The following is a 16,223-nucleotide window of genomic DNA, read 5'->3' as shown; positions in this document are numbered from 1 at the left end:
CATGTTTTCAAAATTAGCATATTCTGTTTTCGAACAAAGCATCAAAGATTATCACCAGTTTGATAACGTTGATCAACCTATAAACAATCCATATTCTAAGGATAAATTCGAGCATTTATTATATTTAAAAAACTGGATTGACACTGTTCAATGGCATTTTGAAGATATTATTCGTGATCCGCAAATTGATCCGGTTGCAGCATTAACTTTAAAAAGAAGAATTGATGCTTCGAATCAGGAACGTACAGATATGGTGGAATATATTGACAGTTATTTTTTGCAAAAATATAGTGATGTAAAAGCAAAAGATGGTGCAAAAATCAATTCTGAAAGTCCGGCCTGGGCTTTTGACAGATTATCTATTTTGGCTTTAAAAATTTATCACATGAACGAAGAAGCTACTCGTGCTGAGGCTTCACAAGAACACAGAGATAAATGCCAGGAAAAATTAAACATTCTTTTAGAGCAAAGAAGTGATTTGTCTACAGCTATTGATGATTTGTTGGCAGACATCGAAAGTGGAGAAAAATTCATGAAAGTGTACAAACAAATGAAAATGTACAACGACGATGAATTAAATCCTGTTTTATATCAAAATAAAAAATAATTGGCAAAATTGTCCAATATTAAGCATATAGCCGTCATGAGACTTTCCGCAATGGGAGATGTCGCCATGACGGTTCCTGTTTTACGCGCTTTTGTAAAACAATATCCGGAAGTTAAACTAACAGTAATTTCACGTCCGTTTTTTAAACCATTTTTTGAAGGAATTCCCAATCTGGATTTTTTTGCTTTTGATGAAAAAGAACGTCACAAAGGTTTCGGAGGACTTTTACGGTTGTTTCAGGATGTCCGGAAATTAAAAATTGATGCTTTTGCAGATCTTCATAATGTATTACGATCTAAAATTGTGAGTTTGCTTTTCGCTTTAAGCGGAAAAAAAAGAGCCACTGTTGACAAAGGCCGTGAAGGAAAAAAAGAATTAACCCGGGCAGAAAATAAAATATTCAAACAATTGCCTACAATGTTCGAAAGACATGCAAAGGTTTTTGAAGAACTTGGTTTTCCTCTGGATTTATCAAAGGCAACTTTCCCTGAAAAGGCAAATTTGAGTGTAGAGATTATTGGCGGTCAAAATCAAAAATTAATTGGAATTGCACCTTTTGCACAATATGATTCTAAAGTTTACCCTTTGGATTTAATGACTGAAGTTATTACAACTTTGGCACAAAACCAAGATTATAAAATTTTGCTTTTTGGCGGAGGAAAAAAAGAAATCGAAATATTAGATTCACTTTCACAACCATTTGAAAATGTAATAAACATGGCTGGAAAAATTAAATTTCAGCAGGAATTACAACTAATAAGCAATCTCGATGTAATGCTTTCTATGGATTCCGGCAATGCACATATTGCAGCAATGTTAGGCGTTAAAGTTATTACGCTTTGGGGCGCAACGCATCCTTATGCTGGATTTTTGCCGTTTAATCAAAGCTTGGAAAATGCTTTAACTTCAGACAGAAATCAATATCCGAAATTGCCAACATCTGTTTACGGAAATAAAATTGTTGAAGGTTACGAGGATGCTATGAGAACGATTTCTTCGAAGACTGTTGTTGAAAAGATTCAGCGGTTATTATAAAAATTCCCAAATAGAAATATCTAAAAAAAATTCCAAATCCTAATTGTAAAGTTGGGATTTGGAATTTTTTTATTGGAATTTAATTTCTCATAAATCAAGAAAAAGATATCCTATTGGTTTCTTTTTGTTTTTATCGACTACGATTTTAACAAAATGATTTTCTTTTTCGGTAGCGAGTAAAATGTGTTCAAAATCTTCGGTCGAATTTCTGTAAACCTTGTGTATCAATTGAGATTCTTTGATTTTATTTGATAAAATTTTAGCAGCTTTTAATTCACTTATATAAGGCCAAATATTAAAAAAACTATCGGTAGAGACTGATATTTCTGCCATTTCCCCAGTTATTGTCGAATTATACTTTTCTTTCGAAAGTAGTTTAGGAACTTTTCTGTTTCTTCTTTTTTTAATTATAAAGTAGACACAAAACAAAGATGTTACAACAAAAAGGAATATAAAAGTTAAACGGAGGTAGTGATGCATTGCCATAATTTAATGTTTTAAACGTGTTGACAAATAGAAATAGCTTTACATAGATAAAAATGTATCAGCTTTTGAAGTACTAATATACTAAAATTTTAGCTCGTTTTTTAAAAAATACTTAAAATATAACATGCTTTTTTATCAATTACACATAGCGGTTTTAATTTTAAATTGGAATTTTAATTTTCACAACCAAATTTTTTCATCACGGCATCTTCCATAAATATAACTTTTAAGATTTGAAATTGTAGCTTGATAATCAGGAACTTCAAAGCCAAATCTTTCGTGTTCCATTTGTGCTTTTTCAATTTCGTTACAGCCTTTTATAACTTCCCTAAGCATGTCTAGCATTGCCATTTCTTTATTATTGTTTTTTTGAAATTTAAACTCCACAATTTCATCTTGCAGTTCTTCACAATAATCAATAAGTTTTACAACTTCAGGTTCATCTAAAAGGTATTCCTTACTTTTAAAAATTTCACGTACTGATTTCATAATAGCTAATATTAAATTCCAATCCCGAAGTCTCGGGATAAATCCCAAATTCCAATTTGACAAAGATTGCTAATAATTACAAACAAAAAAAATTCCAAATCCCAATTGTAAAGTTGGAATTTGGAATTTAATTTTTTATTGGAATTTTAACCTCTAAACATCATCATAATCTACATAAATAGATTCTGAAGTTGGGTGAGCCTGACAAGTTAAAATTAAACCTGAAGCAATTTCTTTATCGGTTAAAATAGAATTTTTAGTCATTTCCGCAGTTCCGGATGTTACACGCGCTAAACAGCTGCTGCAAATTCCGCCCTGGCAAGAATACGGAGCGTCGATTCCTTGTTTTAAAGCTGCATCAAGAATGGTTTGTTTTTGAGACATTTCAAAAGAAACTTCATCATCATCAACCAAAACAGTGATTTTTGTATGTCCTTCTAATGAAGTTTTTATTTCATGTTCCTGAGATGAAGAAGTAAAAAGTTCAAATTTAATTGCGGAATCTTTTACGTTTTTCTCTTTCAAAATCGACGAAACGGTATTGATCATTTCTTCAGGACCGCACAAGTAGAATTTATCAAATTCAAGTTCTTTGTGTTTGTTGTTCAAAACAAAATTTACTGCCGATTTTTCGATTCTGCCAAACAATGCGTTTTCAGCTTTAGCCTGACTAAAAACAAAATGTACAAAAAAGCGTCCTACATATTGCAATTGCAAGTCGTGCAATTCCTGGTAAAAGATCGCGTCTTCTGGAGTTCTATTTCCGTAAACTAATACAAATGAGCTTTTTGGCTCACTTTTTAATATCGATTTTATAATAGAAAGTACTGGAGTAATTCCGCTTCCGGCAACAAAAGCGGCATAATTTTTTTGTCTTTCGACATCTGGTTCAAAAGTAAATTTTCCTTCTGGCTGCCCTACTTCAAGAACGTCTCCTGCTTTTAATTTAGTATTGGCAAATTGCGAAAACAAACCGTTTTTTACTGCTTTTACAGCAATTCTTAGTTCGCCGCTTTCTGGCGCTGAGCAAATAGAATAAGCACGGCGAATTTCTTGATTATCAAGAGTTAACTTTAAGTTTACATATTGTCCGGCAATAAATTTATAATCTAATTTTAGTTCTTCGGGAACATTAAAAAGTATCGAAACCGCATCGGCAGTTTCACGTTTTACCTCTTTAATTATAAGTTTTAAGAATGAAGGCATGATTTAATTTTTATGCAAAAGTAGCAAACGGCGCTTAATTGATAGATACGAATTTATTATTTTTAACTTTTTTTGTAATGTTTTCTTACATTTGGACTCTTACTATAAACTCAAAACCAAAACAATGATTAGAAAGTTTATTTATCTGGAATGGAAAGCCTTTACCAGATCTGCATCTTTTGGAGCAAATCTGGCCATGAAAATTTTAATAGGCTTTTTAATGGTCTATTTCTCGGTCATCTTTATCGCAATGGGCGTTGGTACCTTTTACCTGCTCAAAGAAATGAATTTTGAACCATTATCAACAGTCAATAGATTTTTGATTTATTATTTTTTATTCGATTTGGTCATTCGTTTGTTAATGCAGGCAATTCCTGTTCTTAATATAAAACCGTTATTGGTTTTACCTTTTAATAAACCTACAATTGTTCATTTTTCATTGGGTAAAACAGCTTTGTCCTTTTTCAATTGGGTTCATGCGCTTTTCTTTGTTCCGTTTGCAATTGTATTAATAATAGAAGGTTATGATATCATTGGAATTGCGTTTTGGCTTTTTGGGATTTTCTCTTTAATATATATCAACAATTTTCTAAATATTATTTTAAGCAATATCGATAAATTATTTGTTGTTTTTATAGCAATTGCTTTGGTTTTAGGAATAGCCCAATATTATAAATTATTTGACATTACAGTTTTTACAACACCATTTTTTCAGGGACTTTATAGCAAAAAGGGATTATTTTTAATTCCGGTTTTAATTTTAATTGCGTTGTATCAGTTTACGTTTAAATATTTTAAAAACAATTTATTTTTAGATGCCGGACTTTCTAAAAAAGAAGATATTGCAACGACCGAAAATTTAGTTTGGCTAAATCAATTTGGAACTTTAGGAACGTTTCTTAAAAATGATATTAAATTAATCCGAAGAAACAAAAGATCAAAAACGACTCTTATTATGAGTTTTTTCTTTTTGTTTTACGGATTGATCTTTTTTGGAAACACACATCAACCGGAAATCATGCATATTTTTGCCGGAATATTTGTTTCGGGCGGATTTTTATTTGTCTTCGGACAGTTTGTACCAAGCTGGGACAGTTCGTATTATCAGTTAATGATGACACAAAACATTCCATATCGCGGATACATTACTTCAAAATGGTGGCTGGTTGTAATTGCCACTTTTATTTCGACAATTTTAGCATCATTTTATCTTTTGTACGGATGGGAAATTTATTTAACCATTGTCGTTGGAGCCATCTATAATATAGGAGTCAATTCGCATTTGGTACTTCTTGGAGGTGCATTTACAAAGACTCCAATTGATTTAAGTAATGCCGGAGGCGCTTTTGGAGACAAAAAAGCATTTAACGTAAGCGCCATGTTGTTGACTTTACCAAAATTATTATTGCCTTTGGGATTATACGGCATCGGACTTTATTTAGGAAATAAAAATCTCGGATTACTTTTAGTGGCAGGAGCAGGGGTTTTGGGTTTTATTTTTAGGAACAGTGTTTTTTCATTAATCGAAAAAAGATATAAAATAGAAAAGTATAGTACTATCAATGCTTACAAACAAAAGAGTTAATTAGACAATGTGCCAATTGATGATGAGATAATTTATCAGATTTTTTAATCTAAAATCAATCCCGAAGCTTCGGGACTAAAATCTAAAATTACAGATGATACAAGTAAATCAGCTTTCAAAAATATATAACGGAACAACAGTTTTAAACATTAAATATCTTGAAATACCAAAAGGTCAAAGTTTTGGATTAGTGGGAAATAACGGAGCAGGGAAAACTACTTTTTTTAGTTTACTGTTAGACCTGATTCAGCCATCAACAGGAAATATTAAAAGCAATAATATTGAGGTAAATACAAGTGAAAACTGGAAATCATTTACAGGTTCATTTTTAGATGAAAGTTTTTTGATTGGCTATTTAACTCCCGAAGAATATTTTTATTTTATTGGAGATTTGCGCCATCAAAATAAAGCAGATATAGACGCTTTGTTAGCCGAATATGAAGAGTTTTTTAATGGAGAAATTCTCAACAACAAAAAATATCTTCGTGATTTGTCTAAGGGAAATCAGAAGAAGGTGGGGATTATTGCCACACTTATAGGAAATCCTGAAGTTGTTATTCTGGATGAACCGTTTGCAAATTTAGATCCGACAACTGTAAGCCGATTGAAAAAAATTATAAAAGAGCTGGCACAAAATCCAAACGTTACAGTTCTGGTTTCCAGCCATGATTTGCAGCATACAGTGGAAGTTTGCGATCGTATTGTTGCACTTAATAAGGGTGAAATTGTAAAAGATATTCAAACATCAGAAGAAACCTTACAAGAACTCGAATCGTTTTTTGCTGTTTAAAGTACAGTTATATCAAAAAGAAGCGTAATTTTACGGGGCATTATACTAAAAATCCTTTTTAGAAGTTAATTGATTTAAAATCTTTTCTATTGAAAAAGAATACTCTTAAATATAGTTCTGCTTTGGCATTTCTGTTTGTTTTGATAGCTTGTTCTACCAAAAAGAACACTTTTTTGTCAAGAAATTCTCACGCTTTAAGTACAAAATATAATATTTTGTACAATGGCGGTATTGGTTTAGACAAAGGCTTAAAATCTATTCAGGCAGATAATAAGGATAATTTTTGGAAGATGCTTCCTATTGAAAAAATGCAGGTTGATGAAAATTTTTCTGAAGAAGGAAAAGCAAAAAATGCAGATTTTGAAAAAGCAGAAACCAAAGCAACAAAAGCCATTCAGAAACATTCTATGAATATTGGGGGAAGAGAAAAAAACTCCCAAATTGATGAGGCTTACTTAATGTTAGGAAAAGCCAGATACTACGACCAGCGCTTTATTCCTGCCTTGGAAGCATTCAACTATATTTTATATAAATACCCAAACAGCAGTAATATTTATACAGCAAAAATCTGGCGCGAAAAAACCAATATGCGTTTAGGTAACGATGCCATTGTAGTAAAAAACATCAATCTTTTATTAAAAAATACGGATTTAAATAAGCAAACATTTTCGGATGCAAATGCATTATTAGCAGAAGCTTTTTTAAATTTAGAAGAAAGAGATAGTGCTGTGACGAAGCTTAAAATTGCAGAAGAATTTTCTAGAATAAACGAAGACAAAGCGCGCTATCGTTTTATTCTTGGACAAATGTATCAGGAAATTGGAAAAAAAGACAGCGCCAATTATTTTTATGATGGTGTAATCGATATGAACCGCAAAGCCGACAGAAAATACATGATGCATGCGTATGCTAAAAAAGCGCAGATGTATGATTATGAAAATGGCAATGACACAATATTTTTAAAAACCTATAATGATTTAGTAAAGGATCGTGAAAACAGACCTTACTACGATGTCCTTTTTTATGAAATGGGGGTTTTTTATGATAAAAAGAAACAGCAGGAAAATGCTTTGAAATTCTATAATAAATCATTAGCCAGAAAATCGCAAGATTCATATTTAGTAGCTTCGACTTATAGAAATATAGGAGATATGTATTTTAAAAATACAGATTATACAATGGCTGCAAAATATTATGACAGTACATTGGTAAAATTAGATCCGAAAACGAGAGAATACGCTTTTATTCAAAAAAACCGAAAAAACCTGGATGACGTCATTAAATATGAAGCAATTGCCAAAAGAAATGACAGTATTATAAAAGTTCATGATTTACCGGCACCAGATCGAAAAATTTATTTTGAAAATTACATCGCTGAATTAAAAAAGAAAGATGAAGCCAAACGTATTTTAGAAGAAAAGGAAAAAGAAAGACTGGCAAACATAGAACGTAATTCAAATTCTGGTGGCGGGCCAACAGCTGTGAATCCTGCATCAATAGGAAAACCTTCAGATCCAAATGTAGGAGCGATTATGCCGCCTGACGGAAATTCGACGGTAAGTACTTTCTATTTTTATAACCCTACAACAGTTGCCTACGGTAAGTTGCAGTTTAAAAAAATGTGGGGCAACAACCGAACTTTAGGAACAAACTGGAGATTGGCAGCTGTAAAATCTGCAAATAATGTTGCATTAAATGATACTTTAAATAACAATCCGGATGCGATGAACGCATTAAAAGACACCATTGTTATTGAAAAGTACACCACAGAATTTTATGAAAAACAGCTTCCAACATCTCAAATTGTAATGGACAGCATTGGCAAAGAACGAAATTTTGCTTACTATCAGTTAGGACTTATTTATAAAGAAAAATTTAAAGAGTATAATTTAGCAAGCGATAAGCTGGAACAATTATTAAAAAACAATCCTGAAGAGAAATTGGTTTTGCCATCGATGTATAATTTGTATAAAATCTATCAAATTACAAATCCTGCTAAAGCCGAAGCTATAAAAGCAAATATTACAGGAACTTATCCAAATTCGAGATATGCGCAAATTTTGAATAAGACAAGTGAAGATGATTTAATTACACCCGACAAAGAATACAAGAAATGGTATAAGCTGTTTGAAGAAGAACAATATTATGTTGTTTTAGACAATATTGATAATTTAATAAATCAATATTCAGGTGATGAAATTGTTTCTAAATATGAATTGTTGAAAGCGAATACTTTAGGAAAGACAAATGGTTTAGCGGCTTATAAAAAAGGTCTTGAAGCAGTTGCAGATAATTATCCAAATACCGAAGAAGGAAAAAATGCACGCGAAATCCTGGAGAAACAAATTCCGAGTTTAGAAAAGCTTGATTTTACAACAGTTGATAATAAAAACTGGAAAATTTTATATCAGGTTTCTAGTACTGATTCTCAAATAAGTAAAAAAATTGAAGAAGCAATAAGAGTATTTTTATTAGTTGAAAATTATGAAAGATTAACAACTTCTGTAGATAAGTACAATAAAACCTACAATTTTGTAGTTATCCATGGAATTAAATCAGAGGCGTATGCAAATGATGTTGTTGGAATCTTAAGAGATGATAAAAAATATAAAATTGCACAGCCAGGAATTATTATCTCGAGTGACAATTATAAAGTTATTCAAATCAAGAAAAACATTGAAGCGTATTTAGCCCCCAAAAATCCATAATAAAATGTTTGACAAAGTAAAAAAAAACGGAACTGAGCAATTAGGTAAAACAAACAGAATTGTAGAAGGCACATCCATTATTGGCGATATTGTTTCTAAAGCCGATTTTAGGTTAGATGGAGAGTTAATAGGAAACTTTACATCACAGGGAAAATTAGTAATTGGTGCAAGTGGTGTTATTAAAGGAGAAATTATTTGTAACAATGCCGATATTGAAGGAGAATTTCATGGAAAAATAAAAGTACTTGAAATTCTTAATATTAAGGCAACAGCAAGAATTCATGGAGAAGTTGCTGTTGGAAAATTATCTATTGAACCAGGAGCCGAATTTACAGCTACTTGTACGATGTTGAAAAACAATAACGAAGTAACAAATAAAGATGGAAAAGGAGCCCAACAAAAACAGGCGGAATAAATGGTTGCCGCTAATAAATATTCCCGTTCAAATGGGAATTATTATTTTTTTGTTTTCCTATTTTGGTACTTGGTTAGATGAAAATCATCCAAGTCCCAAAGTTTATTATAATACGATTTTTGTAATGCTTGGTGTTGGACTTGCCTTATATAATGTTATTCGGCAAGTAAACGACATTAATAAAACAAAGTAAATTACGTTTAAAAGTGCTTTAAATAAATATTGCATCTTTGCATAAAAATTATTTCAAATGCTTTTAAAAATTTACAAACCTATTTTACAATTGTTCTTTTTAGCTTTAGCAGCATATATTTTGCATAAAGCAGCTTTTTTACTTTTAAAAGTTAACCCCCAAAACTTTTATTATAGTATAGAATTTTTGTATTTAATTTTTTTCGGAATTTCCGCATTGTTATACCTTATATTATTAATAGTAAAAAAGAAGAATTTTGAAATTGTTGGAATGGTTTTCCTGTTCGGGACCTTTACGCAAATGTTATTAGGATATTTAATTTTGAGACCTATTTTAGAAAGCAAATCGGAAGAGGTCATGATTGAGAAAATCAATTTTTTTGTAACATTTATTTTATTTTTGTTATTTGAGACGCTTTTAACTGTCCGATTATTAAATGAAAAGCGTTAAAATAACGATTCTGTAAAACAAGGTTTAAAAATAATTTTTCATATCCTTTTGAATATTAATAAAAAATGTACCTTTGCACCAAATTTCAGAAACGTAAAAATAAGATTTTTAACAGATATGGTGATTTCAAACAGACCGCTTAAATTTATTCTTGCAGCTTTAGTAGCTTGTCTTCCAGTATCGGGTTTTGCAAACTCAGAGAATGACACAACGCATGTACAAACTGAGGTAGCTCATGAGGAGAAAGTTGTTTCACATGATAATCATGCAGAAGCAGAACATGTAGCACAGGATCCAAAAGCAAAAGTTGATGCTTTTATTGATCACCACTTACAAGACTCTCATGACTTTGTTTTCTTTTCAGATGATAAAGAAAATAAGCATTATGGTTTTCCATTACCGGTTATTCTTATTGACGGAGGTTTGAAAATTTTCTCGTCTTCAAAATTACACCATGGAGAAGAAGTTGCAGAAGTTGATGGAAACTTCTACAAACTCGTTCACGGTAAAATATACAAAACAGATGCTGCCGGAACAATTACTTTTAATGAGCACGGACATCCTGAAAATGAAAAACCGTTAGATTTTTCTATTACAAAAAATGTTGTGTCAATGCTTTTTGTTGCAGTACTATTATTCTTCATGTTTACCGGTTTAGCCAAGTCATATAAAAAAGGACCAATCCCAACTGGATTTGGCAGAGTTTTAGAACCGCTAATTATTTTTATCAGAGACGAAATCGCTGTTCCAAATATTGGTGAAAAAAAATACAGAAAATATATGGGTTACTTATTAACCGTATTTTTCTTTGTATGGGTGTTAAACTTATTAGGTATGACTCCACTAGGAATTAACGTTACAGGAAATATTGCAATCACGGTTTGTTTGGCAATGTTTACTTTCATCATTACACAATTTAGTGCAAACAAAGATTATTGGGGACACATCTTCTGGATGCCGGGAGTTCCTGTACCTATGAAAATTATCCTTGCACCAATCGAGGTGTTAGGAACATTAACAAAACCATTTGCTTTATTAATTCGTTTGTATGCAAATATTACTGCAGGTCACGTAGTAATTATGAGTTTAATTGCGATGATTTTTGTTGGAAAAAATTTAGCTGCAGATTTGCCAATTTCTTTAGGATTAACATTATTTATTTCTGTTATCGAAGTTTTAGTTGCATTTTTACAGGCATTCATTTTCACTATGTTATCATCACTATTTATAGGTATGGCTGTTCAGGATCATGATCATGCACATCACCATGAAGATGAAACAGCAATCATTTAATTTTTTTAGAAGTTTAATTTTATATATATAAATACTTATGGGAACAATTCCAACTTTAGTAGGTGCAGGTTTAGTAGTAATCGGTGCAGGTTTAGGTTTAGGTAAAATCGGTGGATCTGCTATGGACGCGATTGCTCGTCAACCAGAAGCTGCTGGTAAAATTCAAACTGCGATGATTATTATCGCGGCTTTATTAGAAGGTTTAGCATTTGCTGCTTTAATCTTAGGAAAATAATAAAGAAGAAAATAACAACATCTTTAACGGTTGGTTAAAGGTGTTGTTACCTTTTAAAAAAAGAAATTAAATATTTTAATATAGTATAAAATGGATAAGTTAATTAACGATTTTTCATTCGGTTTATTCTTTTGGCAAGCTTTAATCTTGTTGGTTTTAATTTTACTTTTAGTAAAATTTGCCTGGAAACCTATCATGCAATCTATTACAGATAGAGAAGAAGGTATTAAAGATGCATTACTTTCTGCAGAAAATGCAAAGAGAGAAATGGAAAACTTACAAGCTGATAATCAAAGAATTTTGAATGAAGCTCGTGCTGAACGTGACGCGATGTTGAAAGAAGCTCGTGAAATGAAAGAGAAAATGATAGCTGATTCTAAAAACGAAGCACAAGAGCAAGGTCAAAAAATGATCGAGCAGGCAAAAGCTGCTATCGAAAATGAAAAAAATGCAGCAATGGCAGAATTGAAATTACAAGTTTCAACACTATCATTAAGCATTGCTGAAAAATTATTGAAAGATGAATTATCTAACAAAGAATCTCAAACTAAATTAGTAGAGAAAATGTTAGGTGACGTAAAGTTAAACTAAGATTATGGCAAGTACAAGAGCAGCAATTCGTTATGCAAAAGCAATTCTAGACTTAGCAAACTCTAAAGGTGTTGCCGAAGCTGTCAATAACGACATGAAGTCAATTGCATCAGCAATTGAAACAAATGAAGAATTGAGTACCTTTATTCAAAACCCAACTACTAAGGTTGAAGTAAAAGAAAGTGCTCTTTTAGAAGTTTTTGCAAATGTAAATGGAGTTACTAAAGGTTTATTTCATTTATTATTTGAAAACAAAAGATTCGAAATTTTAGAAGCAATTGCTTTAGAATATAAAAAATTATTTGATGAAAACAATGGTGTTGAAGTAGCAACAGTTACAACAGCAATTCCAATGGATGCAGCATTAGAAGCTAAAGTTTTGGCTAAAATTGCAACATTATCAGATAAGAAAATTACAATTGAAAATGTAGTAGATCCGGCAATTATTGGAGGATTTATTTTAAGAATAGGTGATAATCAATATAATGCTTCTGTGGCAAACAGATTGCAAGTATTAAAAAGAGAGTTAAGTAATTAGTTTTATTACACATAAAAGTGTCTAAATTATAAATTAAGATGGCGGAAATCAAACCTGCTGAAATTTCAGCAATATTAAGAAAGCAAGTAGAAGGTTTTGAATCTGGTGCTACGCTAGAAGAGGTAGGAACAGTACTTCAAGTTGGAGACGGTATTGCTCGTATTTACGGGCTATCGAATGTACAATATGGTGAGTTAGTTGAATTTGACAACGGACTTGAAGCTATTGTATTGAACCTTGAAGAAGATAATGTTGGTGTGGTACTTTTAGGACCATCAACAGGAATCAAAGAAGGATCAACAGCAAAAAGAACACAACGTATCGCTTCTCTTAAAGTAGGTGAGCAAATGGTAGGACGTGTAGTAAACACTCTTGGTTTTCCAATCGATGGAAAAGGACCAATTGGTGGAGACTTATACGAAATGCCTCTAGAAAGAAAAGCTCCTGGAGTTATCTTCCGTCAGCCGGTAACTGAGCCATTACAAACAGGAGTAAAAGCAGTTGATGCTATGATCCCGGTTGGTCGTGGACAACGTGAGCTTGTTATTGGTGACCGTCAAACAGGTAAATCAACTGTTTGTATCGATACAATCTTAAATCAAAAAGAATTTTACGATGCAGGAAAACCTGTATTTTGTATATATGTTGCAATTGGGCAAAAAGCTTCAACTGTAGCAGGAATTGCTAAAATGTTAGAAGAAAAAGGTGCAATGGCTTATACCGTTATTGTTGCTGCAAATGCTTCTGACCCAGCTCCAATGCAAGTTTATGCTCCTTTCGCAGGTGCTGCAATTGGAGAATATTTTAGAGATTCAGGTCGTCCGGCACTTATTGTGTATGATGATTTATCTAAGCAAGCTGTTGCTTACCGTGAGGTTTCTCTTTTATTAAGAAGACCACCGGGACGTGAGGCATATCCTGGAGACGTTTTCTACTTACACTCTCGTTTATTAGAGCGTGCTTGTAAAGTAATTGCTGATGACGGAATTGCTAAAAACATGAACGATTTACCAGATTCTATTAAGTCTATCGTAAAAGGTGGTGGTTCATTAACTGCATTGCCAATTATTGAAACTCAGGCTGGTGACGTTTCTGCATATATCCCAACAAACGTAATTTCGATTACAGATGGTCAGATTTTCCTTGATGGAGATTTGTTCAACTCTGGAGTTCGTCCTGCAATTAACGTAGGTATCTCTGTATCTCGTGTTGGAGGTAATGCTCAGATTAAATCAATGAAAAAAGTTTCTGGAACTTTAAAATTAGATCAGGCTCAATTCCGTGAATTAGAAGCTTTCGCTAAATTTGGTTCTGACCTGGATTCTGTTACATTAAACGTAATTGAAAAAGGAAAAAGAAACGTTGAAATCTTGAAACAAGGTTTGAACGATCCTTATCCTGTTGAAAACCAAGTTGCAATTATTTATGCTGGATCTAAAAACTTATTAAGAAACGTTCCTGTAAATAAAGTAAAAGAATTTGAAGCTGATTTTATTGCTTACTTAAACAGTAAGCATAAAGATACGCTTAACGCGTTGAAAGCTGGTAAATTAGATGACAACATTACTGATGTTATCGAAAAAGCAGCAAAAGAAATTTCAGCAAAATATAACTAATAAGATAATTGTCAATTAGATAATTAGAATCTTTAAGAGTTTTCTAATTATCTAATTTTCAAATTGTCACATTCTTTAATCGACAAATGGCAAATTTAAAGGAAATCCGTAATAGAATTACTTCCGTTTCATCGACGATGCAAATTACATCGGCAATGAAAATGGTTTCTGCTGCAAAGCTTAAGAAAGCACAAGATGCAATCACTGCAATGCGCCCTTATGCCGAGAAATTAACGGAGCTGTTACAAAATCTTTCTGCTACACTTGATGGTGAAGTAGGTGGTGATTACACAACTCAACGTGAGGTAAAAAAAGTATTGCTTGTTGCTATAACTTCAAACAGAGGTTTATGTGGAGCATTCAATTCAAACGTAATTAAAGAGATTAAAAACCGTACCGAATTTTACGCTGGTAAACAAGTTGACGTTTTTGCTATTGGTAAAAAAGGAAATGATGTTTTAAGTAAAACACATAAAGTTCACGGTCATCATAATGCAATTTTTGATCATTTAACTTTTGAAAACGTTGCCGGAATTGCTGATAATCTTACAGAAAAATTCTTATCTGGAGAATACGACAGAATTGAATTAATCTACAATCAGTTTAAAAATGCTGCAACTCAAATTGTTCAGACAGAGCAGTTTTTGCCTTTAGCTCCAATTAAATCTGATACTGCAGTTTCAACAGGAGATTATATTTTTGAACCTTCAAAAGAAGAAATTGTATTGACTTTGATTCCTAAATCATTGAAAACACAACTGTATAAAGTTATACGTGATTCATTTGCTTCAGAACACGGAGCGCGTATGACAGCTATGCATAAAGCAACTGACAACGCAACTGAATTAAGAAACCAATTGAAATTGACTTACAATAAAGCACGTCAGGCAGCTATTACAAACGAGATCTTAGAGATCGTTGGTGGAGCAGAGGCTTTGAACGGATAATTTATTCAAGACATACAAAAAAAGCGCCGACAATTAATTGTCGGCGCTTTTTATTTATAGTAGTTTGTAGTTTTCTTTTTAAAACTTATAAAATGGTGATTCTCAATTCATTCATAAACCGAGAATCAATACCATTTTATAAAATTACTAGACAGATAAAAATCTGCAGTGCTTTGTCTTTCATGGGAACAAACTAGCTTTATTAGTCCCAATGCTCTGTTTTTTTAAGGGTTACATTTCAGCAGAATCAATCCCTTTTGCTTTGTCTTTTATGGGAACAAACTAGCTTTATTAGTCCCAATGCTCTGTTTTTTTAGGGTTACAATACAGCAGAATCAATCCCTTATGGCTTTGTCTTTTATGGGAACAAACAAGCTTTATCAGTCCCAGTGCTTCCTTTTTTATAAGGGTTGTATTTAGCTTTCTCAATCCCTGTATTACAAATTTAAGAAGATACGTTGTAAAAAAAGTTATATAATTTTTATGAAAATTTTATACATTTCACATGTTTTAGTTTTGTATCTTATAATTGGCTATAAAAAAAATTGAGTATTTTTGACTTCCATTTACTATTATAATGAAATTACAGATACAAGAACTCACCACAATTAAGGAAATGCTGCAGCAAATTGAAACGATGCGGTTTCTTTATCCTAATCTTTCCATTGAGAAATATGAGGAATATCTTTCTCAAATGGTGCCTCATAACTATATACAGATTGGAGTTTTTGAAAATGAAGTTTGTCTTGGAATTACCGGCTGTTGGTCGGCAACAAAATTATGGACAGGTAAATATCTTGAAATTGATAATTTTGTAGTTAATCCTGAATTTCGTTCAAAAGGAATTGGAAAAATACTAACGGATTATATTGAACAAAAAGCAATAAATCTCGATTGCAGCAGTATTGTCCTGGATGCTTTTACTGGAAATTTTGCGGCGCACCGTTTTTACTACAATCAAGGTTATGGACCAAAGGGTTTTCATTTTGTTAAAATTTTAGACGAAAAAAAATTAACAGTATAAATTATGTCTAAGTTT

18 protein-coding genes are annotated in these 16,223 nt (G+C 32.1%); 15 read left to right on the top strand and 3 right to left on the bottom strand.

All coding sequences use genetic code 11. From position 1 onward, the window contains the following. Position 1: 1 nt before the first annotated feature. Positions 2-607: a DUF4254 domain-containing protein gene (locus AC4FQ3_RS16795; RefSeq protein ID WP_042564958.1), complete on the top strand. Its 606-nt coding sequence runs from the start codon at positions 2-4 to the stop codon at positions 605-607. A 36-nt stretch (positions 608-643) separates the two neighbouring features. Further along, positions 644-1,642 (top strand): glycosyltransferase family 9 protein, encoded by a 999-nt coding sequence (locus AC4FQ3_RS16790; protein ID WP_117614814.1) that lies wholly within the window; start codon positions 644-646, stop codon positions 1,640-1,642. An 87-nt stretch (positions 1,643-1,729) separates the two neighbouring features. Here the strand turns inward: AC4FQ3_RS16790 and AC4FQ3_RS16785 are convergent, their stop codons facing one another. The 3 genes from AC4FQ3_RS16785 to AC4FQ3_RS16775 form a co-directional block, all read right to left on the bottom strand. Next, positions 1,730-1,975, bottom strand: coding sequence for a hypothetical protein (locus tag AC4FQ3_RS16785; RefSeq protein WP_242607193.1), 246 nt, complete (start codon positions 1,973-1,975; stop codon positions 1,730-1,732). A 333-nt stretch (positions 1,976-2,308) separates the two neighbouring features. Beyond that, entirely contained in the window at positions 2,309-2,617 is a 309-nt protein-coding gene (locus tag AC4FQ3_RS16780) for a hypothetical protein (protein ID WP_491182591.1), read from the bottom strand. 153 nt (positions 2,618-2,770) lie between these two features. Next, positions 2,771-3,823: a 2Fe-2S iron-sulfur cluster-binding protein gene (locus AC4FQ3_RS16775; protein WP_491182590.1), complete on the bottom strand. Its 1,053-nt coding sequence runs from the start codon at positions 3,821-3,823 to the stop codon at positions 2,771-2,773. Positions 3,824-3,947: 124 nt separating this feature from the next. Between AC4FQ3_RS16775 and AC4FQ3_RS16770 the strand changes: the two genes are divergently transcribed. The 13 genes from AC4FQ3_RS16770 to AC4FQ3_RS16710 all read left to right on the top strand — a co-directional run bounded on the left by AC4FQ3_RS16770 (position 3,948) and on the right by AC4FQ3_RS16710 (position 16,208). After that, positions 3,948-5,408, top strand: a complete 1,461-nt coding sequence (locus tag AC4FQ3_RS16770) for a DUF5687 family protein (protein WP_491182589.1) — start codon at positions 3,948-3,950, stop codon at positions 5,406-5,408. Between the two features lie 94 nt (positions 5,409-5,502). Next, positions 5,503-6,198: an ABC transporter ATP-binding protein gene (locus tag AC4FQ3_RS16765; protein ID WP_491182588.1), complete on the top strand. Its 696-nt coding sequence runs from the start codon at positions 5,503-5,505 to the stop codon at positions 6,196-6,198. Between the two features lie 89 nt (positions 6,199-6,287). Then, on the top strand, positions 6,288-8,906 hold the full coding sequence (porW, locus tag AC4FQ3_RS16760) for a type IX secretion system periplasmic lipoprotein PorW/SprE (RefSeq protein WP_491182587.1): 2,619 nt from the start codon (positions 6,288-6,290) through the stop codon (positions 8,904-8,906). Between the two features lie 4 nt (positions 8,907-8,910). Next, positions 8,911-9,321 (top strand): bactofilin family protein, encoded by a 411-nt coding sequence (locus tag AC4FQ3_RS16755; RefSeq protein WP_302094132.1) that lies wholly within the window; start codon positions 8,911-8,913, stop codon positions 9,319-9,321. Next, positions 9,287-9,514: an AtpZ/AtpI family protein gene (locus AC4FQ3_RS16750; RefSeq protein WP_042564874.1), complete on the top strand. Its 228-nt coding sequence runs from the start codon at positions 9,287-9,289 to the stop codon at positions 9,512-9,514. Before AC4FQ3_RS16755 ends, AC4FQ3_RS16750 begins: the two co-directional genes overlap by 35 nt. Before the next feature lie 57 nt (positions 9,515-9,571). Beyond that, the gene (locus tag AC4FQ3_RS16745) at positions 9,572-9,964 is read left to right on the top strand and encodes a hypothetical protein (RefSeq protein WP_491182586.1); all 393 of its coding nucleotides are present in this window, start codon (positions 9,572-9,574) and stop codon (positions 9,962-9,964) included. Between the two features lie 117 nt (positions 9,965-10,081). Continuing rightward, positions 10,082-11,257 (top strand): F0F1 ATP synthase subunit A, encoded by a 1,176-nt coding sequence (atpB, locus tag AC4FQ3_RS16740; RefSeq protein WP_491182585.1) that lies wholly within the window; start codon positions 10,082-10,084, stop codon positions 11,255-11,257. Positions 11,258-11,294: 37 nt separating this feature from the next. Continuing rightward, positions 11,295-11,492, top strand: coding sequence for an ATP synthase F0 subunit C (gene atpE, locus AC4FQ3_RS16735; protein WP_008465835.1), 198 nt, complete (start codon positions 11,295-11,297; stop codon positions 11,490-11,492). Between the two features lie 90 nt (positions 11,493-11,582). Next, positions 11,583-12,083 (top strand): F0F1 ATP synthase subunit B, encoded by a 501-nt coding sequence (locus tag AC4FQ3_RS16730; RefSeq protein WP_302094134.1) that lies wholly within the window; start codon positions 11,583-11,585, stop codon positions 12,081-12,083. Positions 12,084-12,087: 4 nt separating this feature from the next. Then, complete coding sequence (gene atpH / locus AC4FQ3_RS16725) at positions 12,088-12,621, top strand: ATP synthase F1 subunit delta (protein WP_073394469.1); 534 nt, start codon at positions 12,088-12,090, stop codon at positions 12,619-12,621. Positions 12,622-12,659: 38 nt separating this feature from the next. Next, positions 12,660-14,237: a F0F1 ATP synthase subunit alpha gene (atpA, locus tag AC4FQ3_RS16720; RefSeq protein ID WP_042564870.1), complete on the top strand. Its 1,578-nt coding sequence runs from the start codon at positions 12,660-12,662 to the stop codon at positions 14,235-14,237. Between the two features lie 86 nt (positions 14,238-14,323). Beyond that, the gene (gene atpG / locus AC4FQ3_RS16715) at positions 14,324-15,184 is read left to right on the top strand and encodes an ATP synthase F1 subunit gamma (protein WP_491182584.1); all 861 of its coding nucleotides are present in this window, start codon (positions 14,324-14,326) and stop codon (positions 15,182-15,184) included. 577 nt (positions 15,185-15,761) lie between these two features. Further along, positions 15,762-16,208 carry a GNAT family N-acetyltransferase gene (locus tag AC4FQ3_RS16710; protein ID WP_491182583.1) on the top strand — a complete coding sequence of 149 codons (447 nt, stop codon included), beginning with the start codon at positions 15,762-15,764 and terminating at the stop codon, positions 16,206-16,208. Positions 16,209-16,223: the final 15 nt, after the last annotated feature.

The organism is Flavobacterium sp. AK-345, assembly GCF_058310175.1.
This window is presented reverse-complemented; position numbering and strand designations above follow the sequence as displayed.

What these genes read in the sequence shown, in the direction of transcription:
- AC4FQ3_RS16795 (WP_042564958.1), top strand. Translation starts at nt 2, where the DNA reads ATGTTTTCAAAATTAGCATATTCTGTTTTCGAACAAAGCATCAAAGAT.
- AC4FQ3_RS16790 (WP_117614814.1), top strand. Translation starts at nt 644, where the DNA reads ATGAGACTTTCCGCAATGGGAGATGTCGCCATGACGGTTCCTGTTTTA.
- AC4FQ3_RS16785 (WP_242607193.1), bottom strand. Translation starts at nt 1,975, where the DNA reads ATGGCAGAAATATCAGTCTCTACCGATAGTTTTTTTAATATTTGGCCT.
- AC4FQ3_RS16780 (WP_491182591.1), bottom strand. Translation starts at nt 2,617, where the DNA reads ATGAAATCAGTACGTGAAATTTTTAAAAGTAAGGAATACCTTTTAGAT.
- AC4FQ3_RS16775 (WP_491182590.1), bottom strand. Translation starts at nt 3,823, where the DNA reads ATGCCTTCATTCTTAAAACTTATAATTAAAGAGGTAAAACGTGAAACT.
- AC4FQ3_RS16770 (WP_491182589.1), top strand. Translation starts at nt 3,948, where the DNA reads ATGATTAGAAAGTTTATTTATCTGGAATGGAAAGCCTTTACCAGATCT.
- AC4FQ3_RS16765 (WP_491182588.1), top strand. Translation starts at nt 5,503, where the DNA reads ATGATACAAGTAAATCAGCTTTCAAAAATATATAACGGAACAACAGTT.
- AC4FQ3_RS16755 (WP_302094132.1), top strand. Translation starts at nt 8,911, where the DNA reads ATGTTTGACAAAGTAAAAAAAAACGGAACTGAGCAATTAGGTAAAACA.
- AC4FQ3_RS16750 (WP_042564874.1), top strand. Translation starts at nt 9,287, where the DNA reads ATGGAAAAGGAGCCCAACAAAAACAGGCGGAATAAATGGTTGCCGCTA.
- AC4FQ3_RS16745 (WP_491182586.1), top strand. Translation starts at nt 9,572, where the DNA reads ATGCTTTTAAAAATTTACAAACCTATTTTACAATTGTTCTTTTTAGCT.
- atpB (WP_491182585.1), top strand. Translation starts at nt 10,082, where the DNA reads ATGGTGATTTCAAACAGACCGCTTAAATTTATTCTTGCAGCTTTAGTA.
- atpE (WP_008465835.1), top strand. Translation starts at nt 11,295, where the DNA reads ATGGGAACAATTCCAACTTTAGTAGGTGCAGGTTTAGTAGTAATCGGT.
- AC4FQ3_RS16730 (WP_302094134.1), top strand. Translation starts at nt 11,583, where the DNA reads ATGGATAAGTTAATTAACGATTTTTCATTCGGTTTATTCTTTTGGCAA.
- atpH (WP_073394469.1), top strand. Translation starts at nt 12,088, where the DNA reads ATGGCAAGTACAAGAGCAGCAATTCGTTATGCAAAAGCAATTCTAGAC.
- atpA (WP_042564870.1), top strand. Translation starts at nt 12,660, where the DNA reads ATGGCGGAAATCAAACCTGCTGAAATTTCAGCAATATTAAGAAAGCAA.
- atpG (WP_491182584.1), top strand. Translation starts at nt 14,324, where the DNA reads ATGGCAAATTTAAAGGAAATCCGTAATAGAATTACTTCCGTTTCATCG.
- AC4FQ3_RS16710 (WP_491182583.1), top strand. Translation starts at nt 15,762, where the DNA reads ATGAAATTACAGATACAAGAACTCACCACAATTAAGGAAATGCTGCAG.